The organism is Candidatus Caccoplasma merdavium, from assembly GCA_018715595.1.
In the GTDB taxonomy this organism is placed as follows: domain Bacteria; phylum Bacteroidota; class Bacteroidia; order Bacteroidales; family UBA11471; genus Caccoplasma; species Caccoplasma merdavium.
This window is the reverse complement of the sequence record DVLI01000026.1, coordinates 336,002-356,081: the sequence shown is the minus strand read 5'-3', so window position 1 is coordinate 356,081 and position 20,080 is coordinate 336,002. Positions and strand designations below refer to the sequence as shown.

The window sequence follows — 20,080 nt, the reverse complement described above, 5'->3', positions numbered from 1 at the left end:
TAGCGCAGTATGCGCTGACAGGCTATGACCAGCCTATCGGTATCAGCGACTACCAACTCAGCAAGGCTGTGCCGGAAAACCTGAAATCGGCACTGCCGAGTATAGAACAGGTGGAAGAAGAACTGACGATGCTTCTTGACAATGAAAAGAACAAACAAAAGTAAGACACCTATGGCAGACAAGATACAGACGATAATCCCCCGGTACGGAGAACTCAACAGAATATACAGGGACTATATAGACAATCACGTTTTCTCTTTTGACAGGCAGAAATTCATTTCGGATTTCTATCGGCAGTATAGTGACACAAAGTCTTTTGAAGCCGCTATCCTTGAACTGGTGCTTGACAGGCAAAAAGAACAATACACCTTGATACTCAGCAGCCTGAGAACCGAAATAGAAAAGAGCATACAGTCTTATGAAACGCACCCCATAAGTGACAGTGTGATAGAACGTGTTTGCTATCAGCACATGGAAAGGTATTCCCCTGAAATTAAAGCCCAACTGGATGTTACAAGAAGTCTGAGCAAGCCGCTGAATGAAGCCAACAACAAGTATGATTCCATTGGCTATAGGGAACATACCGCCGAAGAGGAAAAGCAGGCGGAGAAAGAATATGAACGCTGCAAGGCTGAATATGACAAGGAAAGAGCCATACTGAACGAACTCTATGACCAGCAAAAGGCTGCAAGGAAAGAGGCGTTCCAATATATGAAGAACCGTTGTACGGACATATACCGCCAAAGCCGCCTTTTTCTGGACATATTGAAAAAATACATTCCTGACGGGAAACGACAGGACGAGCCGGGCAACCCCATCAGCCAGCAGGAAACGACGGACGGACAACAAGAATATTTCAGCATGAAATTGCTTTCGCTCATTCATGAGGTATGTGTTGGAGAACAGTTCGAGGAAATTTCCGCACTGGATTTCTATGCCAATATGAACCTGCAACCCTGCAACTGCAAGTTGAGAATCAAACCGAGAGAGAAAATCCGTGTATGCTATCTGATATTCCTGATGGGCGAGAAACTCTCCAAGCAGGACAAGGACAAATGGAAGGCCGGAATACTGGAATTGCTGGATATTGACGACAGCTACTACAAATCCAAATACAAGGAGCCGGTTTCTGATTTTCCAAGTGACAGCAACCAGAAATTCGCCAAGGAAATGGAACATATATTCAGATAATCCGTGATATATCCTGATACTTTACGAAAGTTCCACTTTTACCACTCAAAATAATTTTTGAGTGGTATTTTTATTTTCTGACATTCAATAAGATACAATGATATTCGGTTTATATCATCCCCATCCTTACCACTCATAACCCTACCTAATTTTGCATCGTTCGAGAACAGAAATAGCAGCCAGTGCGCAGGGCTGATTGTTTAACGACTAAATAGATTGGACGATGACAAATATCCAAGAATTATTATCAAAACCCGTCTGGCAGATGACAGGAGAAGAATTCATATTCCTGAGTAAGCACGCTTCAGGTCAGGCCGAAGCATTGCCGCAACCCGTTACAGACACGGAAAAGAAGTATGTGTACGGAATACTCGGTATAGCCAAACTGTTCGGGTGCAGTCTGCCCACTGCCAACCGCATAAAGAAAAGCGGTAAGATAGACAAGGCTATTACCCAGATAGGGCGCAAGATTATCGTAGATGCAGAATTGGCTCTTGAACTTGCCGGGAAGAAAACAGGAGGACGGAAATAATGGGAGGTATGCTTATGGACTATATGAAAGAAATAAAGGAGATTTCGGCAGAACAGGCAATAATCCTTTGGCAAGCTTCACGCCTGAGCCTGTCGAAAATCTACGAGAAAGCACCTGAGATTCTAAAAGTGCAAGGTTCGGTCATTGGTACACTGGGCAATTTCAGTGCATCCATCGGCAAAGCCAAAAGCAAGAAGACATTCAATGTGTCAGCTATCGTGGCGGCGGCATTGAAGAACGGAACGGTGCTCAGGTATGCGGCTGAACTTCCCGAAGCCAAACGGAAAGTGCTTTATGTCGATACGGAGCAAAGCCCCCACCACTGTCTGAATGTGATGGAGCGCATCATGCGTATGGCAGGGCTGCCCGATGACAAGGACAACGAAAACCTTGAGTTCCTTGCCCTGCGGAAATACACGCCGGAGCAGCGCATAAGGATTGTCGAACAGGCAATCTACCATACGCCGAACCTTGGTCTGGTGGTGATAGACGGTATCCGTGACATGGTGTATGACATCAACAGCCCCGGCGAATCGACACGCATCATATCGAAACTGATGCAGTGGACGGACGACAGGCAGATACATATCCACACGATACTCCACCAGAACAAGGGGGATGAGAACGCAAGGGGACATATCGGCACGGAACTGAACAACAAGGCTGAAACCGTACTGCTCGTTGAAAAGGACAAAAGCAACGGGGACATCAGCAAGGTTTCCGCCATGCACATCCGTGCGATGGACTTCGAGCCGTTTGCCTTCCGCATCAATGAAAGGGCATTGCCTGAACTGATGGAGGATTACCAGACAGAAGCCAAAGCGCCCGGCAGACCCCAAGGCGAAAGGTTTGATGCCTGCAAGGACATTTCCGAGCAACAACACCGGATAGCACTGGAAGCAGCATTTTCGTTGCAGGACGAATACGGATATAAGGAACTGAGCAAAGCATTGAAAGAGTCGTATGCCTTGGTGGGTGTTCCGTTAAGCGACAACAAGCTGGTTAAGCTCATCACAGTGTTGAAGAACAAGCGGATGATAGTGCAGGAAAATGGCAGGAAGTACAGATACGAACCGGATTTCCACTATTGACACGCTTCCTGCAATCACTTCACTTTATTCTCCGGGTCTATATATTAGGATAAAGCGAAGTGGTTGCAGGAGCGCATCAAACCGCTTCACTTTAAGCCGTATCCTATATATACGACAATAAAGTGAAGTGGTTATACAGCCAGTAACCTATAAACAGATACTGGCGAAAAGAAAAACAAACAATAACCGATAAAGACAATCATTTATGGACATACAGACAGCAAAACAAATCAGGCTGGAAGAATACCTTCACAGCTTGGGATATAGCCCGGTGAAGCGGCAGGGCATCAATCTTTGGTACAAATCACCGTTCAGGGAAGAAACCGAAGCCTCGTTCAAGGTGAACACCGAGCGGAACCAATGGTATGATTTTGCGCTCGGCAAGGGCGGCAACATCATTGCGCTGGCTTCGCACCTCTATGCAACGGACAGCGTGCCGTACCTTTTGAAACGCATAGAGGAACAAGCACCGCACGTGCACCCCGTTTCTTTCTCTTTTCGCAAGCAGTCATTTACAGAGCCGAGTTTCCAACAGTTGGAAATCGTGCCGCTTTCTTCTCCTGCCTTGCTCGCTTACTTGCAGGAAAGGGGAATAAATCCGGCACTGGCGAAAAAAGAATGTAAGGAAGCGCGGTTTACGCACAACGGCAAACGGTACTTCGCCATTGCGTTTCCCAACATGTCGGGCGGCTATGAAATCCGCAACCGATATTTCAAGGGCTGTATCGCACCGAAGGAAATATCCCACATCAGACAGTCGGGAGAGCCAAAGGGCACGTGTTTCGTTTTCGAGGGATTTATGGACTACCTCTCATTTCTGACCCTGCGGCTCGAAAGCTGTCCGCAATATCCCGATTTCGACAGGCAGGATTACATGGTTTTGAACTCTGTTGCCAATGTTTCCAAAGCACTTTATCCATTGGGAAGCTATGAGCGAATCCACTGTTTTTTTGACAATGACCGTGCAGGAATGGAAGCCCTTCAGCAAATCCGCAAGGAATACGACAGCACCCAGCATATACGGGACGCTTCACAAATCTACAGCGGATGCAAAGACCTGAACGAGTATTTGCAGAAACGCATGGCGGATAGAAAAGAGCAAATGCAATTCGTCAAAAAGAGGAATGATGCGTTACCCAAGAAACCGAAAGGCTTCCGGTTATAGCCCACTATAACTACACGCTTCGCTTGCGTAGTTGTGGGCTCTCCCGAGGGGATTAGGGCTTTGCCCTAATGACCCACTCAGGGCGTTTCACCCCTGAGAACCCCGACCAAAGAGTGACCCTCTCTTTGGAAACTCCGCTTATGGGTTGCACCCCTAAGAACCCCATGCGGTTATGAGCGGAAAGCAGCAAACAAAATTAGTAATTACCGAATCAAAAATTGAAAAGATGGCAACAAAATCAAGCATACATATCAAGCCTTGCAACGTGGCATCAAGCGAGGCTCATAACCGGAGGACTGCCGAGTATATGCGCAACATCGGCAAGTCCAAAATCTACATCGTGTCCGAACTTACGGCTGATAACGAACAATGGATAAATCCGGATTTCGGCAGTCCCGAATTGCAGACGCACTATGAGAACATCAAACGCATGGTCAAGGAAAAGACAGGACGTGCCATGCAGGAAAAGGAGCGTGAGCGCAAAGGGAAGAATGGCAAGATTATCAAGGTGGCGGGATGTTCTCCCATCCGTGAGGGTGTATTGCTAATCAGACAGGACACCACGCTGGAGGATGTGCGTAGGTTTGGCGAAGAGTGCCAAAGGCGATGGGGCATTACACCGCTTCAAATCTTCCTGCACAAGGACGAAGGGCATTGGCTGGGCGGACAACCTGACCCGGAGGACATGGAGAGTTTCCAAGTAGGCGAAAGGTGGTTCAAACCGAATTACCATGCCCATATCGTATTTGACTGGATGAACCACGATACAGGCAAGAGCCGCAAACTCAATGATGAGGATATGACCGAAATGCAAAACTTGGCATCTGATATCCTGCTGATGGAGCGTGGGCAGTCAAAGGCTGTAACAGGCAAAAAACATTTGGAACGGAACGACTTCATCATTGAGAAGCAGAAAGCCGAACTGCAACGCATGGATGCAGCAAAGCGGCACAAAGAAGAACAGATAAACCTTGCCGAACAGGAACTCCGTCAGGTGAAATCGGAGATACGCACGGACAAGCTCAAAGGCGCAGCCACCGATGCCGCTACGGTCATAGTGAGCGGAGTGGGTTCTCTTTTCGGCAGTGGAAAAATGAAGAAACTGGAACTATCCAATGAAGAATTGCATCAGGAAATAGCCAAACGGGATAAGGGAATTGATGACCTGAAAGCCCAAATGCGGCACATGCAGGAACAGCACGGCAAGCAGATACGTAATCTGCAAGGAATACACAATCTGGAGCTTGAAGCCAAAGACAAGGAAATATCACGACTGAATGCTATTCTTGAAAAGGCGTTCAAATGGTTCCCGATGCTCAAAGAAATGTTGAGAATGGAAAAGCTATGCACTGCCATCGGCTTCACCAAAGAAATGATAGAGAGCCTTCTGACGAAGAAAGAGGCTATCAGGTGCAATGGCAGGATTTATTCCGAAGAGCACAGACGGAAGTTTGACATCAGGAATGATATTTTCAAAGTGGAAAAGAATCCGACCAATGACAGTAAACTGGTACTGACCATAAACAGGCAACCGATTGGCGAATGGTTCAAAGAACAATGGGAGAAACTTCGGCAAGGTTTACGAAAAACAGAAGAGCCAAGAAAAAGTAGAGGATTCAAGTTATGATGTAACGAGGGCTGAAAAAGCTGGGGGAATTGATCCTCCAGCTTTTAATTATGATTTTGAAATAGCATCAAGAATAGATAAGTCATGAATATCCTTATCCCGCAATTCATATCCCGAATGGAATATCTTTTGCCCTTTCAATGAAATACATGGAATAACCCTGCCATCCAAAGTAGTTTCACCAAAATAGTCCGACTGAAATTCATACCAACCACCTTGCAAATCCGCTTGTCTGGATGTACCATCCTCATTCAATATAAACGGGTGTATGTCTATATACCCTAATTCGACGCTGTATAATTCCATCCTCGCAGGAAGCCAGTCCGTTTCTATGACGAAACCATTTTCCTGAAGAAAGGCAATCAATTTGTCGGTATAACGGCTGTCAAAATCAATATCCACATCTCTATGGATTCTGGTTTGCCCTCCATGCAGGGCATCTACGCCCCATCCTCCATCGAGCCAATACTTCACGCCTGTACTTTCCAATAAATCCAATATTTGGAATAAGTCTGAAATCGTAATGTGTTCTTTTTTTGTCATAATAAACGATGTCTTTGTGATAAATATGTTATTGCAGAGATTTTATCGAAGAGATGAAACACGCGGCTACTCCGACCGCTCCAATGAGCGTCCCACAGATTACAAACAAGGTTGCAATACTCATGTTTTCAGCCAAATATCCCGATACCAATATCCCCAACAAGGAAGAGAGCGTGCTCAGACTAAATATCAAAGAAAACGTGCGCCCGAGAATTTCCGAAGCGATATTCTGCTGGACAACAGCAATGAACAAGGCGTGATAAATGGCATAAGCAATACCCCCGGCAAACATCAGGCACATAAATCCTATGAACGCATCGACAAAAAACTTTTATACTCTCCCTTTATAATCATAAATAATACGAAAACACCCAACTTTACATTCTTGGGTGTAAAATCGGGTGCTTAATTTGTAAAACATTGATTTCCAATGTCTATTGCGGTGCGGACGGGACTCGAACCCGCGACCCCATGCGTGACAGGCATGTATTCTAACCAGCTGAACTACCGCACCTTTTTGAGGTCTGCAACCCGACTCTCTGCCGAATTGCGGTGCAAAGATAGCATCATTTTTTATACTTGCAAAGCATAGAACGGAAAATTTATCGACATTTTCAAAAAAAGGAAATTTTTTCTCGATGATGGAGTGGGTGGTTACCGCATTTTTCCTAATTTGGCACTCTATTTTTCGCAACGATGGATACAGTCGATAAAATTCCGCTCGAACATCACCCTTGGCAGCCCTATTTGCCGGCCCATGCCCGTGTGTTGATGTTGGGGAGTTTCCCTCCGAAACCCGACCGCTGGTGCATGGATTTCTTTTACCCCAACTGGCTCAATGACATGTGGCGCATCATGGGGTTGGTCTTTTATGGCGACAAAGACCGTTTCACCCTGTTGCCTGAGAAAAAATGTTTCGACCTCGGCCGCATAGAGACCTTTTTGCAAGAAAAAGGTATTGCCCTGTATGATATGGCAACCGTGGTGCGACGGCTCAAAGACAATGCCTCGGACAAGTTCCTCGAAGTCGTGGAACCCACCGATTGGCGCGCGTTGTTGCGCCAGTTGCCGCAATGTGGGGCTGTCGTCGCTACCGGGCAGAAGGCCACCGACGTTTTCACCGCCTCGGCCATGATTGCCGAGCCGCGCATAGGCGATTGTACGGCTTTCGATTTTGAAGGACGCTCGATGCGCTTTTACCGCATGCCCTCGTCCTCACGGGCTTATCCCTTGGCTTTGGCCAAGAAGGCCGAGGTGTATGCCTCATTGTTTGAGCGGGAACATATCTTGTTGCAATAGATTTTCCCCGATTCGGATTGGTTCTCCATTTTATTGTCGGGAGACATCTATGGAACAGACAGTTAATAAATTTCCAAGAAAATTACACGGGATATTTTTTTCTTTGTATCTTTGCCGCCGCTAAAATCGAGATTTACAATCTAATACCGTTCAATATGAAAAAAATATTACTTTCGATGATGTTTTCGGCCGCCTTTCTTCCCGTAACGACGATGGCTGCCGGAAAAGTTTATTATGCTTCTCCTTCGGGGTCGGGCGACGGCTCTTCTTACACAAAACCCTGTTCGTTCCAAACGGGTATCAGCAAAATTTCGTCGGGCGATACGCTCTATCTGTTGGGCGGACAGTATGACCTCTCGACACGCATTGATGTGGCCAGTAAAAAGTCGGGAACAGCCGAAAAACGTACGGTCATTGCCGGTTATCCCGGTGAAAAAGCCATTCTCGATTACCGCAAACAACCGTATGCCAACGAAGTTACCGGCTCCAATAATATCGGGCTGTGCCTGAAAGGGGGCGGTGAGTATTATCATCTGAAAGATTTTACAATACGCTATGCCGGTAAAAACGGCCTTCTCAACAACGCCAATTATTGCCTTATCGAGAATCTCGAAGTTTACGGTTGTGGAGACTCAGGCATACAACACAAGGATGGTGGCGGGAATGTGATAAAGAATTGCGATTCGCACCACAATTTCGATTACAAGAATATGGGTGACAATAACACGCCTAATTATGGTGAAAACTCTGACGGATTTGCCGACAAGCAATACACCAACGACAATCCGAACACCTACATCGGTTGCCGTTCGTGGTCGAATGGCGATGATGGTTGGGACTTTTTCCAACGTGAGGGAAATACGGTGATGGAAAACTGCATCTGTTACGACAATGGACCCAAAACCTTTGACATGTATGACCACCCCCGTTATGAAATCGACAAAGCGTGGTTCGACCAGTTCTCAGAGATGGAACTGGCCAGTTATCCTTGTCATGGAAACGGCAACGGTTTCAAATTGGGAGGAAAAAATACCGAGCATAATGTGACTTTGGTAAATTGCCTGGCCGTGGCTAATGCTTCAAAAGGTTTCGACCAGAACAACAATGCCGGTGCCATGAAAATCTATAATGCAACGGCATATAAAAACAATCAGGACTATGGCTTTGCCAATGGTTCTTACGGTTCGTTGCTGATTCGCAACAGTGTTTCCTATCGTTCGAAAAACAGTAACCGCTTGGCTTGCAAGTCGGTCGATGCCAAATATAATACATGGAATTTGGGTATCACTTGCAGCGATGCCGACTTTGAAGGTCTCAATGTCGCTGATGCCATTGCGCCTCGCAATGCCGACGGTTCGTTGCCTGAGACGACATTGCTCCGTCTGGCTTCGGGCAGTAAGCTCATCGATGCCGGTATAGATTGTGGCTATCCTTACAATGGCACCGCTCCCGACTTGGGGTGTTATGAGTCGGAGGCATTCTCTTCCCATGTCGAGAGCATAGTCGGCAGTTTCGAGGAGGTGAAGGTCGTTACGATTTCTTCTGAGATTGTTGTCTTGGGTACGACCGACGCCATTTCGGTACAGCTCTATTCCATTTCGGGTCAGCTGGTTGCTGAAACTTCTGGTAATAAACTTTCCACGACGGCTACTCCTTCCGGCCGATATATCGTGCGGGTTCTTGATGAGAAAGGACAACTTCTCGCTGTGCAACATGTCATGATATATTAAGGGCGAGAGTATAATCATAAGCGCGAAGCCCCTGCATTCACAAATGCAGGGGCTTCGCATATTCCGGATAGTCGGGATCGAATCGTTACATCAAATAAGGATTGTGGGTTTTCTCATATCCGATGGTGGTGTGGGGACCATGACCCGGATACACGGTGGTCGAGTCGGGAAGGGCAAACAGTTTCTCTTTGATGCCCGTGATGAGAGCCTCGTAGTTGCCGCCCCAAAGGTCGGTGCGTCCTATGCTGTCACGGAAAAGCACATCGCCCGAGAATGCGACCCCGGCCTTTGCACAGTAGAAAACAAGCCCTCCGGGTGAATGTCCCGGAATGTGCAGAATCGCGAAATCATATCGGCCTACACTCAACGTGTCGGTCTCATCGATATAGATGTCGACGGGCAATGCGGGTTCGTCGATATTCAGTCCGAAAAGAGCGGTTTGTCGGGCGAAATTGTCAAGTAAGAACGCATCGTCGCGGTGAGCCGACAGTTTCGCGTGAAATGTTTCGGCAACGAATCGATTCCCGAAAACATGATCGAAGTGCAGATGGGTCGACAAGAGGTACTTGACATGCAAATGTTCTTGCTCGATATATTCTTGCAATCTCCGCTTCTCTTCTTTTGAGCAACAACCGGCGTCGATTATTGCACATTCGAGCGATTCATCGTCCCACACGACATATGTGTTTTCGGCAACCGGGTTGCATACAAAACATTTTACTTTCAACATAAGAAGGACTGTTTAGATGGGAACATAGATGGCTTTTTTCGTCTTGAAAAATTCTTCCTCGAAATAGTCTTTCAGGTCAAATATGAGGGCGGTATTCCTTACGGGAGCTATCTCGCCTTGCATTTCGCCGCCTTTAAGGCATATCAAGCCGTTGGGCATGGCGTTGTGTTGTTGTTTGCTCACATTTTTGCGGACCAATTTTAGGAGGTCTCCCAACGGCATGACGGCACGGCTCACGATAAAGTCGTATCTGTTTTTGTTTTCTTCCACGCTGCAATGGGCGAATGTCACGTTTTCCAATCCGATGCTTTGCGCCACTTCTTGGGCTACTTTTACCTTCTTGCCGATGCGGTCGATGAGGTGGAAGCGGCATTCGGGAAAGAGTATGGCCAAGGGTATGCCGGGAAATCCGCCGCCGGTTCCCACGTCGAGAACCGTTGTCGCGGGTGAGAACTGGATTACTTTGGCTATGCCGAGCGAGTGCAGCACATGGTGGGGATAGAGGTTGTCGATGTCCTTGCGCGAAATCACGTTGATTTTTGCGTTCCAGTCGTTATACAGCTCTTGCAAGGCGGCAAACTGGTCGTGTTGCCGAACGGTCATGTTGGGAAAATATTTCTCGATAATTTGCATGATGGCGATTGGGTGTTATTTCGAGGCGATGCGTTTCAGCGGAGAGTTGGCGACAAGGTATCCTACGATGGCCCGGTAGGGCAGTGTGATGCGGGTCGTACCGTTGGAGTAGGGAGCAATGTCATAGGGATTGAAGAGCCAGGTAATGCCGGTGTCGCTTATCATGAAGTTGTCGTCGACAACGATATTGTCGGGCTGGTAGAATTTCTCTTCGAGACGGTCGACGCTTGTACCGAGGTCATCGGCGAGTTGCTGGCACAACATGCGGTTTATCAGGTGATAGTCGCTCTCGGCAAACAGGTCGCTGAGCAACAGGGATTTCCCGCTATTGAGGTCGACAACCGTGTATGAAGTCGTGGTCATACCGTGTGCGCCGCCGGTATAAGTATAGATTTCGACGCTGAATCCCCAAAACGAGTGGGCGTTGTATAAGTTCTTGCTTTGTACCGACATTTCATAGTTCATCCATGCCTCTTCCCGATGTCGGCGTTTTTTGAGGTAAGGCTTTATGTCGGCCTGGTATTCGGCGATATAGTTTTTGACAAACCGTTCTGCGGCGGTGCGGGGAGAGTCGCTCTCCTGCATGCCTTCGGGCAGAGCGGCTACAAAGATGCGTTGCAGTTGGTTCAAAGAGGTTTTCACCGTGTTGCCGCCCGTGGGGTATGAGAGGTTGATGTCGATGGAGCAGCAGGGAAGTTCGGTATTGTTGTCGATGTGTTTTTTTTCGGAATAGGTATAGGTCGAAAATGTGAGACCTTCTTTCGCTTTTGCGGGTTGCGCTTTGACCGGTGCTGTTTTTGATACCGTCTCTTTGGGTGAGACAGAAGTTTCGGTATTCTCTTTGTTTTCAGAGTTCCATTGGCACGACGCCATCAGAAACAGGCAACTTGCCGTGGCAAGTGTTGTCTTGAAGCGGTTCATAGTGGTATCGGTTAAAGTGAAACATAGTATGGAAATACAAATATAGCGAAAAAAAACGGGAAACCGAATAGTTGTCGTATATTTGTATCGGTTAAGAAATTTTTATGACAGAAGTAGGAAAATACAACACATTGCCGATTTTGCGTTCGGTCGATTTCGGTGTCTATCTCGATGGCGGGGAACTGGGCGAAATATTGTTGCCGCAGCGTTATCTTCCCGAGGGAAGTCGGGTAGGCGATGCGGTAGAGGTGTTTGTCTATTACGATAGCGAAGACCGTGTCATTGCGACGACCGAGCGGCCTTATGCACAAGTCGGCGAGTTTGCCGTGCTCAAAGTCAACTCGGTCAATCCCGTCGGTGTTTTTCTCGACTGGGGATTGGCTTCGAAAGAGTTGCTTGTACCGTTCAGGGAACAACGGGCCGAGATGTTTCCCGGGAAATATTATGTCGTCTATCTCTATGTCGATGAGGTCTCGGGGCGCATCGTGGCTACGGCCAAGATAAACCGCTTTTTGCAGAAAACGCCCGTCGATTATACCCTCAATCAAGAGGTCTCTCTTTTGGTGACCCAGGAGACGGAATTGGGATTTAAAGTCATTGTCGACAACGCGCATTGGGGCATGATTTATCATAACGAGATTTTCAAACCGGTGCATCGGGGCGACCGTTTGACGGGATATGTTACCCACATTCGTGCCGATGAGAAGGTCGATGTCGCTTTGCAGCCGGTGGGTTACGGCGGCGTCGATTCGCTGGCACAAGGTATTCTCGATGCGATACGCAAGAACGATGGATTCCTTCGGTTCAACGACAAGTCCGATGCCGGAGAGATTGCCGCGGCGTTTGGTTGCAGCAAGAAAAATTTCAAGAAAGCCGTAGGGGCGTTGTACCGTCAGCGTCTGATAGAAATTCTCGACGACGGCATACGCCTTGTAAAATAATTGTTGGAGACTTTTCCCATGCAAGAGGGGCTACCACCGAATGTGGTAGCCCCTCTTGCATGTCGGTGATGCAGGTCATTAAATTTCCAGTTTCTCACAGGCTTCTATCCACAAGGTGCTGCATGCGTCGCTCGGCATGCGCCAGTCGCCTCTCGGAGAGAGGCTCACCGAACCGACTTTGGGCCCGTCGGGTAGACATGAGCGCTTGAATTGCTGCGAGAAGAAGCGGCGGAAAAAGGTGGTGAGCCATTTTTTCAGCGTGGCTCGGTCGTATGCCTCTCCGAAGGCTTCTTGTGCCAAGAAATAAATCTTTTCGGGACGGAAGCCGTACCGCAAGAAATAGTAGAGGAAGAAGTCGTGCAATTCATAGGGTCCCACGAGGTCTTCGGTCTTCTGCTTGATATTGCCTTGTTCGTCGGCCGGAATCAGTTCGGGACTGATGGGGGTGTTTACGATGTCGATGAGCGTGTCGCTCGTTTTTCGGTCCTTTTCCTGCGTGGCTACCCAAGTGACCAGGTGGCGCACCAAGGTCTTGGGGACTCCCGCGTTGACGCCATACATCGACATGTGGTCGCCGTTGTAGGTCGCCCAGCCCAATGCCAACTCCGAGAGGTCACCGGTGCCGATGACAAGTCCGTACACTTGGTTGGCAATGTCCATCAGGATTTGGGTGCGCTCGCGCGCCTGGCTGTTTTCATAGGTGACGTCGTGCACGTCGACGTCGTGACCGATGTCCTCGAAGTGTTGCAAACAGGCTTTCTTGATACTGATTTCGCGTATCGTTACCCCCAGCGAACACATGAGGTCGAGGGCATTGTTGTAGGTGCGGTCGGTGGTGCCGAATCCCGGCATGGTGATGCCCAAGATGTGCGAGCGGTCGATGTGCAGCCGGTCGAAGGCTCTGACCGTGACGAGTAGCGCCAGTGTCGAATCGAGACCTCCCGAGATGCCCACTACGACCTGTTTGGCGCCTGTGTGTTTCAGTCGTTTCACAAGTCCCGATACCTGTATATTGAAAATTTCTTCGCAACGTTCGCTGAGCAGCTGTTCGATGTGCGGGATAAAAGGGTGGGGGTCTATCGCACGCGAGAGCCCTTCGATGGTGTAGTGGGGCAATTCGACGGGAATGTTGCGGTAGGATTCCTGGTCGAGATTCCCGGCATACCCGGTATTTGTCCGTCGTTCGCACATCAACCGTTCGACGTCGATTTCGGTGACGATGAGTTGAGCCGTGTCGGAGAAACGCCGGCTTTCGGCCAGTATGGTTCCGTTCTCGGCAATGATGCCATTCCCTCCGAAAACGACATCGGTCGATGATTCGCCCAACCCGGCCGATGCGTAGAGATAGGCTGTCATGGTGCGTGCCGACTGTTGCGCGATGAGTTGCCGCAGGTAGTTGTGCTTTCCTGCCAGTTCGTCGCTGGCCGAGAGGTTGGCAATGATGTTGGCTCCGTGCAGGGCGTGACGCGACGAGGGTGGAATGGCAACCCACATATCTTCACACAACTCTACGGCCAGGGAGGCGTTGCCCGAGGTGAAGAGCATGCGCGTGCCGAACGGCACTTCCTGCCCGCAGCAAGAGAGCCACTCGCTTTCGGCCTCGTCGGCGGGGCAGAACCAGCGTTTTTCGTAAAATTCTTTGTAGTTGGGCAGGAAACTTTTGGGTACAACGCCGTAGATGGTTCCACGGCCGATGACGACAGCCGTGTTGAAAAGGCGGTTGCCTTGTGCGAGCGGACAACCGACGATTGCCAGCAATTGGGTTTCCCGTGTGGCATCGACGATGCGCCCCAACGCCTGCTCGGCTTCTTCCTGTAAGAGTTTTTGTCCGAAAAGGTCTCCGCAGGTATATCCCGTGATGCACAATTCGGGAAAAACAATCAATTCGATTTGTTGGCGGTCGGCATCGAGCAGCTGTTCGATGATGCGGTCGGCATTGTAGCGGCAATCCGCTACGCGGCAATCGGGTAGGGCCGTTGCCGTTTTTATAAATCCAAAGTTCATAGCATTCCTGTCAATGATCTGTGCAAAAGTAGAAAAATTCACCGCTCCATGCCAATTTGCACTCGAAATTTTTCTCTTTGCCGGCGATTCATTATTTTTGTCTGATGATACATAACCGGTAAAATATATGAAGTTGAATCTACCTAAATTTTTATGCCTTCTTGCCCTCTCGCTGAGTGTCGCACCGCTCTCGTCGATGGAAGTCGATGACCTTTTCTCGGGAAAATATAGCGCGAAGTCGGTGGCCGGGATACGTCCTTCGGCCGACGGGGTGCATTATACCTGTCTCTCTCCCGACCGCACTTGCATCGTGCGCTATGCCTATGCGACGGGCGAAGTTGTCGATACATTGCTCGACGTGAACCGTGTACCCGGGCAACCGGTGCGGAGCATCTCGGGATATTCCTTTGGAGAAGACGAAGACCGTATGCTCATATACACCGACGTGGAGATGATATATCGCCGGTCGTTCCGGGCCGCCTATTATTTCACCCGGGTGGGAAGCCATACGTTGCAACCGTTGTCGGCACAATTTCCCAAGCAACAGATTGCCACGTTGTCGCCCGACGGGACTCGGGTCGCCTTTGTGCACGCAAACAATATCTATGTAAAAAATCTTGCCGATGGCAGCGAGGTGCAAATAACCCGCGACGGCGAGAAAAACAAGATTCTCAACGGGGTTACCGACTGGGTATATGAAGAGGAGTTTGCCCAGACAAGGCTGATGGCCTGGTCGCCCGACAGTCGGGCTTTGGCATTTGTCCGCACCGACGAGAGCGATGTGCAGGAATATCCCATGCAACTTTTCTGCACCCCTTCGGGCCGTTATGACGACCCGCAAGAGGTCTATCCGCGCTATGCCGGGTTCAAATATCCCGTAGCCGGTGCCGACAACAGCCGCATCACGTTCAACGTGTGGAAGGAGGGCGACGCTGCGACACACCCGGTCGTCTTGCCCATTGACGGTGAGACCTATCTCCCGGCCATCAATGTGATTCCGCGCACCGGGGAGTGGGTCGTTACTGCCCTCAACCGCCTGCAAAACCATATTCGCTTGTTGGCCGTCGATATAGAGAAGGAGACCACCCGTCTCCTTTATGAAGATACGAGCGATACCTACATCAACGAAGAAGACATTACATCGGCCGTTTTCTATCCCGATTGCTTCCTGGCCTTCTCCGAGAAGACCGGATACCGCCACATCTACCAGTATGGCTACGACGGCAAACTGCAACGCACCGTTACCGCGGGAGAGTGGGAGGTTACCGATTATTACGGACGCGACGCCCGGGGCAACATCTATTACCAGTCGACCGAGGAAGGTCCCCTCTATCGCACGCTCTACTGTATCGACAAGAAGGGCCGGCGTCAGAAACTTTCTACCCAACGGGGGAACAATGCGGCGTGGTTCAATCCTTCGTGCACCTATTACATCAGTCAATACAGCAATGCGGCAACGCCCCCTGTCTATACCCTCAACGACACCCGCCGCAAACGGGTGGTGCGCACGCTCGAAGACAATGCCCGTTTCCCGATAAACGATTTTGTGAAAAAGGAGTTTTTCACGATGACGACTCCCGATGGCGTTGTGCTGAACGGCTTTATGATGAAGCCCTCCGACTTCGACAGCACCCGTCGTTACCCCGTGGTGATGATGCAGTATAGCGGTCCCGGCTCGCAACAGGTACTCGATGCGTGGAGCTCGGCCGACTGGCAGCAGGTGCTCGTGCCCCAAGGATTCATCGTGGCTTGTGTCGATGGCCGGGGAACCGGTGCCCGGGGTACCGAGTTCCGCTGCTGCACTTATGGCAAACTGGGTGTACTCGAAGCCCAGGACCAAATCTCCGCGGCCCGTTATATGGCATCGCTGCCCTATGTCGACGCCGCCCGCATAGCCATCTGGGGGTGGAGTTTCGGCGGATTTACCACCCTCATGTCGATGTCGATGAGCCAAGATGTATACAAGGCCGGCGTGGCCATTGCTCCGGTGACCGACTGGCGGTTCTATGACACGGTCTACACCGAGCGGTATATGTCGACCCCGCAGCAGAACCGTGCCGGCTATGATGCCGCATCGCCCCTGTGTCGCGCCGCTTCTCTCTCGGGCAACCTCTTGATTGTTGCCGGTACGGCCGATGACAATGTGCATTATACCAATACCTTGCGATATATCAATGCCCTGGTGGCGGCCGACAAGCAGTTTGAAATGCAGATGTATGCCGACCGCAACCACAGCATCTACGGCGGAAATGCCCGCCAGCACCTCTATAAGCGGTTTATCGCATTTTTCCGCCAACAACTCTTGCCGTAAACGATGAGTGAATATGTGCGTTCACCCTTGAACTATATTGGGGGAAAATATAGATTATTACCCCAAATATTGCCTTTATTCCCTCGCAAAACAAATACGTTTGTCGATTTGTTTTGCGGGGGCTGCAATGTCGGTATCAATGTCTCTGCCCATAGGGTGATTTTCAATGACATTCTTTCGCATTTGATAGATTTGTATGTAGCTCTTCAAGAAAATCATGTGCAGACCGTGTTGCAGTTTATCGAGCGTAGAATAGAAACATACGACCTCTCTTTGACGAACGAGGCTGGATATAAGGAACTGCGAGATACTTATAACCGGGATAGGAATCCGTTGGATTTGTTTGTTTTGGTAGCCTATTCGTTCAATCACCAGATTCGTTTCAATAATTCGCATGAGTTTAACAATCCATTTGGCAGGGAGCGAAGCCATTATAACGAGTCGATGAAAAGGAATTTGTTGCAGTTTATTGAGCGGATACAATCTGATAACATGTCGTTTACATGCAATGATTACAATAAGTTCGATTTTTCGATATTGGGAGAAGGAGATTTTGTCTATTGCGACCCACCCTATTTGATTACGACGGGCACATACAACGACGGAAAAAGAGGCTTTACGGGTTGGTCGGAACGGGAGGAAAAGAGGTTGTATGAAATATTAGATGACTTGACAAGGACGGGAATATCCTTTGCTTTATCGAATGTCTTGATTCATAAGGGAAAGGAGAATGGAATATTGAAAAGTTGGATAGCGAGGAATGGGTATGTCGTTCATTATATGAATAACAACTACGCCAACTCCAATTATCATACAAAGAACAGGCAGAAAACATCCACCATCGAGGTGGTAGTCACCAATTATACCTTAGGAAACGATGCAATATGAGATATATAGGTAACAAAGAAAATATAATACCTCATATCTATTCTGTTTTAGAGAGCAAAGGTGTGGTTGGCCGAAGTTTTTTCGATTTCTTTTCGGGAACGGCAAGCGTAGCAAAATTCTATAAGCGGAACGGGTATAAGATTTATGCGTCGGATATGATGTATTTTTCATACTGCTTGCAGAAAGCCTATATCGGGAACAATGAAATGCCAATGTTCAAGGGGCTTCGTTCCGTAATAGGAAATATTCCTTCCCGTCTTTTTGATTCTACGTTCAATGCCGTATTGGAATATTTGGACACGATACCCTTGCAGGAAGGCTTTATTTTTGAAAATTATACCCCCGGAGGAACATCGCATTTGGAAATTCCCCGTATGTATTTTATTGATGATAACGGAAAGAGGATTGATGCGATACGGCAACAGATAGAGCATTGGAACCAGGTTGGTTTGTTGACCGAAAATGAGTATTATATTCTTATATCCTGTCTTATCGAAACGGTTTCGTTTTACGCCAATGTTTCGGGGGTATATGCCGCATTTCAGAAAAAATGGGATCCCCGGGCGATTAAAGAAATGAGACTTCGTCCGGTTGAGATCATTATAAATGATTGTAAGAACGAAGTATATCAGGGCGATAGCTTATCATTATTAGATGATATAGACGCCGATATTCTTTATTTGGACCCTCCGTATAACGAGCGGCAGTATGCCCCAAACTATCATTTGCTGGAAACGATTGCCTGTTATGATGCTCCTGTCATTCGTGGCCTAACAGGCATGCGGGAATATTCTACGCAGAAATCCTCGTTTTGTAATGCCAAGACGGCATTGGCCGATTTGGACAGGATAGCTCGAACGGGTCATTATAAATATCTGGTATTGAGTTATAATTCTGAGGGCATCATGGATAGGGAAAGCATTATGGATACTTTGTCGCGGTATGGAAAGGTTGAACTGGAACAGTTTGAGTATTTGCGGTTTAAAAGTAATAATAACGGCACTTCCCGTACCAAAAGGCATGTTTATGAACAAGTGTATATATTGAAACGCTCGTGAAAAATCTTTGGATACTAACAGAAGAGCGGCCTAAAAAAGCCGTGTTGAAAACAATTTTTGAGTATTTCGCAAAAGATCAGAAATGTGGATTTTTCGGGTCGGAGTTAAGGATATTGCCTATTCTCGATGAGAACAGGTGCTTTTCGTTTGTATATGAGGTAATAGGTTTTAGATGCTCTAAAATAGATAAAGTATACATAAAGACTGTCTCTGGAAATTCCAGTTTTACCGATTTCCTGGTCTTTTACCAGGAAGCACAACCGCGAGTCGAAGACATACCCATCTATGCGATAGAAGAGACGAAGACCGATGACAAGGAAAGTCGGAACACAGGGGTTTACCAGCGTTGTTCGAAGTTTGTTTATATACACTATTATTATCCTCAGACCAAGAAGATAATGTTGTATAATTTGCAGGTTGCGCAGAAACAGACCCCCACCGAAACCTATATTTTCGGGACGAGGCTATTGATGACTTTGGGTGTTGAAATTTTAGGAAAAAAGCTTGATTATGATGTATTTAAGCCTTTTCAAAGTATAGATGAAGTTATCCGCTTTAAAAACAATATGAGACGCCCGTCCAAAGGAAACGTTCCGATTGAAATAAAAAAATCCCCCGATAAGATAGAAATATCGGGGCGGTTGTATAAATCGGGCGGTTTGGCACATGACCCCAACATAGGCGCGTTGAGCATCATATCGGCCGTTTTGAGACGTTTAGGGTGGATTGGTCGGATAGAGATTACTTGTCATGGTTTGGAGCAAGAGCATGTCGGTGTGGACAATAAGTTTGTCAGAATAGCACATGTTTTGGACGTTGAATTGCAGGGATTGCAAATTCCACCGTGTGAAATGTCCGACACATATTGGCATTATGAAACGCAGGGCGAGAAATTAGGTACGATATTTATGCACGTTGTTGTGGAAAATTTTACCGAAGGCTATTCTATCTTTGAGAATCATGCCGGTTGTGAAAAAGGATATTTCATTACCTCGGACGGGCAACATATTCCCTTGGCCAAATATGATGACAAAGAAGCGTATAAAGCCGGAGACAAGTCTTGTATTATCGCCATTCCCGATCTTGTTTTGGTTGACCCCGAGGAACATGAAATTATAACGATAGAGGGGAAGAAGTATAAAAATCGGGCTAAGGGAATTGAAGAGTTGGTGCTTTATAGAAGTTTTGAAGAAAAATATTTGGATAAATATTATGCGTCGTACCGTACCGACAAAACCGTAGTCTTGTATGGTGGAAAAAACGTGCGGATTATCGAACCGGAAGTCGGATTTTTGTTGAATGAAAACGGTCGGCTTGTGTTGGGGATAGGAGCCCCACGGTTGTTCTATCGGGCAATTAGGAATTTATTTGACTTTTGGGCATGAAAAAGGGTAGGCAAAGACGCCTACCCTTTTT

General features: G+C 48.0%; 19 protein-coding genes and 1 tRNA gene. 14 read left to right on the top strand and 6 right to left on the bottom strand.

The window, feature by feature from the left end:
* From IAD09_10035 to IAD09_10010, 6 genes are all read left to right on the top strand, one after another.
* On the top strand, positions 1 to 164 hold a 164-nt coding region (locus IAD09_10035; protein ID HIT82560.1), incomplete at its 5' end, for a hypothetical protein.
* 7 nt (positions 165 to 171) lie between these two features.
* The gene (locus IAD09_10030; protein HIT82559.1) at positions 172 to 1,191 is read left to right on the top strand and encodes a hypothetical protein; all 1,020 of its coding nucleotides are present in this window, start codon (positions 172 to 174) and stop codon (positions 1,189 to 1,191) included.
* 223 nt (positions 1,192 to 1,414) lie between these two features.
* The gene (locus IAD09_10025) at positions 1,415 to 1,723 is read left to right on the top strand and encodes a DUF3853 family protein (GenBank protein HIT82558.1); all 309 of its coding nucleotides are present in this window, start codon (positions 1,415 to 1,417) and stop codon (positions 1,721 to 1,723) included.
* 14 nt (positions 1,724 to 1,737) lie between these two features.
* Positions 1,738 to 2,814 (top strand): AAA family ATPase, encoded by a 1,077-nt coding sequence (locus IAD09_10020; GenBank protein HIT82557.1) that lies wholly within the window; start codon positions 1,738 to 1,740, stop codon positions 2,812 to 2,814.
* 205 nt (positions 2,815 to 3,019) lie between these two features.
* Positions 3,020 to 3,979 carry a toprim domain-containing protein gene (locus IAD09_10015; protein ID HIT82556.1) on the top strand — a complete coding sequence of 320 codons (960 nt, stop codon included), beginning with the start codon at positions 3,020 to 3,022 and terminating at the stop codon, positions 3,977 to 3,979.
* 226 nt (positions 3,980 to 4,205) lie between these two features.
* On the top strand, positions 4,206 to 5,606 hold the full coding sequence (locus IAD09_10010; protein HIT82555.1) for a mobilization protein: 1,401 nt from the start codon (positions 4,206 to 4,208) through the stop codon (positions 5,604 to 5,606).
* A 48-nt stretch (positions 5,607 to 5,654) separates the two neighbouring features.
* Here IAD09_10010 and IAD09_10005 read toward each other — a convergent pair whose 3' ends face one another.
* On the bottom strand, positions 5,655 to 6,149 hold the full coding sequence (locus IAD09_10005; GenBank protein ID HIT82554.1) for a hypothetical protein: 495 nt from the start codon (positions 6,147 to 6,149) through the stop codon (positions 5,655 to 5,657).
* 16 nt (positions 6,150 to 6,165) lie between these two features.
* Between IAD09_10005 and IAD09_10000 the strand changes: the two genes are divergently transcribed.
* Positions 6,166 to 6,558 (top strand): hypothetical protein, encoded by a 393-nt coding sequence (locus tag IAD09_10000; protein ID HIT82553.1) that lies wholly within the window; start codon positions 6,166 to 6,168, stop codon positions 6,556 to 6,558.
* Between the two features lie 31 nt (positions 6,559 to 6,589).
* Here IAD09_10000 and IAD09_09995 read toward each other — a convergent pair.
* Positions 6,590 to 6,663: transfer RNA gene (locus IAD09_09995), tRNA-Asp, on the bottom strand.
* A gap of 182 nt (positions 6,664 to 6,845) precedes the next feature.
* Here IAD09_09995 and IAD09_09990 point away from each other — a divergent pair.
* Positions 6,846 to 7,448 (top strand): uracil-DNA glycosylase family protein, encoded by a 603-nt coding sequence (locus tag IAD09_09990; GenBank protein ID HIT82552.1) that lies wholly within the window; start codon positions 6,846 to 6,848, stop codon positions 7,446 to 7,448.
* 155 nt (positions 7,449 to 7,603) lie between these two features.
* Entirely contained in the window at positions 7,604 to 9,178 is a 1,575-nt protein-coding gene (locus IAD09_09985; protein ID HIT82551.1) for a T9SS type A sorting domain-containing protein, read from the top strand.
* Between the two features lie 85 nt (positions 9,179 to 9,263).
* On the opposite strand, the gene IAD09_09980 is transcribed toward IAD09_09985, so the two are convergent.
* Genes IAD09_09980 through IAD09_09970 form a run of 3 tightly spaced genes read right to left on the bottom strand, consistent with a single transcriptional unit; the run spans position 9,264 to position 11,462 of the window.
* Positions 9,264 to 9,908 (bottom strand): MBL fold metallo-hydrolase, encoded by a 645-nt coding sequence (locus IAD09_09980; protein HIT82550.1) that lies wholly within the window; start codon positions 9,906 to 9,908, stop codon positions 9,264 to 9,266.
* Between the two features lie 12 nt (positions 9,909 to 9,920).
* On the bottom strand, positions 9,921 to 10,541 hold the full coding sequence (rsmG, locus tag IAD09_09975; GenBank protein HIT82549.1) for a 16S rRNA (guanine(527)-N(7))-methyltransferase RsmG: 621 nt from the start codon (positions 10,539 to 10,541) through the stop codon (positions 9,921 to 9,923).
* 15 nt (positions 10,542 to 10,556) lie between these two features.
* Positions 10,557 to 11,462 carry a DUF3298 domain-containing protein gene (locus tag IAD09_09970; protein HIT82548.1) on the bottom strand — a complete coding sequence of 302 codons (906 nt, stop codon included), beginning with the start codon at positions 11,460 to 11,462 and terminating at the stop codon, positions 10,557 to 10,559.
* Positions 11,463 to 11,566: 104 nt separating this feature from the next.
* Here IAD09_09970 and IAD09_09965 point away from each other — a divergent pair, with 104 nt between their 5' ends.
* Positions 11,567 to 12,403, top strand: coding sequence for a GntR family transcriptional regulator (locus tag IAD09_09965; protein ID HIT82547.1), 837 nt, complete (start codon positions 11,567 to 11,569; stop codon positions 12,401 to 12,403).
* A 78-nt stretch (positions 12,404 to 12,481) separates the two neighbouring features.
* Here IAD09_09965 and IAD09_09960 read toward each other — a convergent pair whose 3' ends face one another.
* Complete coding sequence (locus IAD09_09960; GenBank protein HIT82546.1) at positions 12,482 to 14,407, bottom strand: NAD(+) synthase; 1,926 nt, start codon at positions 14,405 to 14,407, stop codon at positions 12,482 to 12,484.
* 127 nt (positions 14,408 to 14,534) lie between these two features.
* Here IAD09_09960 and IAD09_09955 point away from each other — a divergent pair, with 127 nt between their 5' ends.
* Genes IAD09_09955 through IAD09_09940 form a run of 4 tightly spaced genes read left to right on the top strand, consistent with a single transcriptional unit; the run spans position 14,535 to position 20,049 of the window.
* Positions 14,535 to 16,718 carry a S9 family peptidase gene (locus IAD09_09955; GenBank protein ID HIT82545.1) on the top strand — a complete coding sequence of 728 codons (2,184 nt, stop codon included), beginning with the start codon at positions 14,535 to 14,537 and terminating at the stop codon, positions 16,716 to 16,718.
* Between the two features lie 3 nt (positions 16,719 to 16,721).
* Complete coding sequence (locus tag IAD09_09950) at positions 16,722 to 17,606, top strand: Dam family site-specific DNA-(adenine-N6)-methyltransferase (GenBank protein HIT82544.1); 885 nt, start codon at positions 16,722 to 16,724, stop codon at positions 17,604 to 17,606.
* A complete protein-coding gene (locus IAD09_09945) occupies positions 17,603 to 18,664 on the top strand; it encodes a DNA adenine methylase (protein ID HIT82543.1) in 1,062 nt (353 codons plus the stop codon). Before IAD09_09950 ends, IAD09_09945 begins: the two co-directional genes overlap by 4 nt.
* Entirely contained in the window at positions 18,661 to 20,049 is a 1,389-nt protein-coding gene (locus IAD09_09940; GenBank protein ID HIT82542.1) for a hypothetical protein, read from the top strand. Before IAD09_09945 ends, IAD09_09940 begins: the two co-directional genes overlap by 4 nt.
* Positions 20,050 to 20,080: the final 31 nt, after the last annotated feature.

What these genes read in the sequence shown, in the direction of transcription:
- rsmG (HIT82549.1), bottom strand. Translation starts at nt 10,541, where the DNA reads ATGCAAATTATCGAGAAATATTTTCCCAACATGACCGTTCGGCAACAC.
- IAD09_09985 (HIT82551.1), top strand. Translation starts at nt 7,604, where the DNA reads ATGAAAAAAATATTACTTTCGATGATGTTTTCGGCCGCCTTTCTTCCC.
- IAD09_09960 (HIT82546.1), bottom strand. Translation starts at nt 14,407, where the DNA reads ATGAACTTTGGATTTATAAAAACGGCAACGGCCCTACCCGATTGCCGC.
- IAD09_09945 (HIT82543.1), top strand. Translation starts at nt 17,603, where the DNA reads ATGAGATATATAGGTAACAAAGAAAATATAATACCTCATATCTATTCT.
- IAD09_09980 (HIT82550.1), bottom strand. Translation starts at nt 9,908, where the DNA reads ATGTTGAAAGTAAAATGTTTTGTATGCAACCCGGTTGCCGAAAACACA.
- IAD09_09970 (HIT82548.1), bottom strand. Translation starts at nt 11,462, where the DNA reads ATGAACCGCTTCAAGACAACACTTGCCACGGCAAGTTGCCTGTTTCTG.
- IAD09_10010 (HIT82555.1), top strand. Translation starts at nt 4,206, where the DNA reads ATGGCAACAAAATCAAGCATACATATCAAGCCTTGCAACGTGGCATCA.
- IAD09_10025 (HIT82558.1), top strand. Translation starts at nt 1,415, where the DNA reads ATGACAAATATCCAAGAATTATTATCAAAACCCGTCTGGCAGATGACA.
- IAD09_10030 (HIT82559.1), top strand. Translation starts at nt 172, where the DNA reads ATGGCAGACAAGATACAGACGATAATCCCCCGGTACGGAGAACTCAAC.
- IAD09_10020 (HIT82557.1), top strand. Translation starts at nt 1,738, where the DNA reads ATGGACTATATGAAAGAAATAAAGGAGATTTCGGCAGAACAGGCAATA.
- IAD09_09965 (HIT82547.1), top strand. Translation starts at nt 11,567, where the DNA reads ATGACAGAAGTAGGAAAATACAACACATTGCCGATTTTGCGTTCGGTC.
- IAD09_09950 (HIT82544.1), top strand. Translation starts at nt 16,722, where the DNA reads ATGAGTGAATATGTGCGTTCACCCTTGAACTATATTGGGGGAAAATAT.
- IAD09_10015 (HIT82556.1), top strand. Translation starts at nt 3,020, where the DNA reads ATGGACATACAGACAGCAAAACAAATCAGGCTGGAAGAATACCTTCAC.
- IAD09_09990 (HIT82552.1), top strand. Translation starts at nt 6,846, where the DNA reads ATGGATACAGTCGATAAAATTCCGCTCGAACATCACCCTTGGCAGCCC.
- IAD09_09955 (HIT82545.1), top strand. Translation starts at nt 14,535, where the DNA reads ATGAAGTTGAATCTACCTAAATTTTTATGCCTTCTTGCCCTCTCGCTG.
- IAD09_10005 (HIT82554.1), bottom strand. Translation starts at nt 6,149, where the DNA reads ATGACAAAAAAAGAACACATTACGATTTCAGACTTATTCCAAATATTG.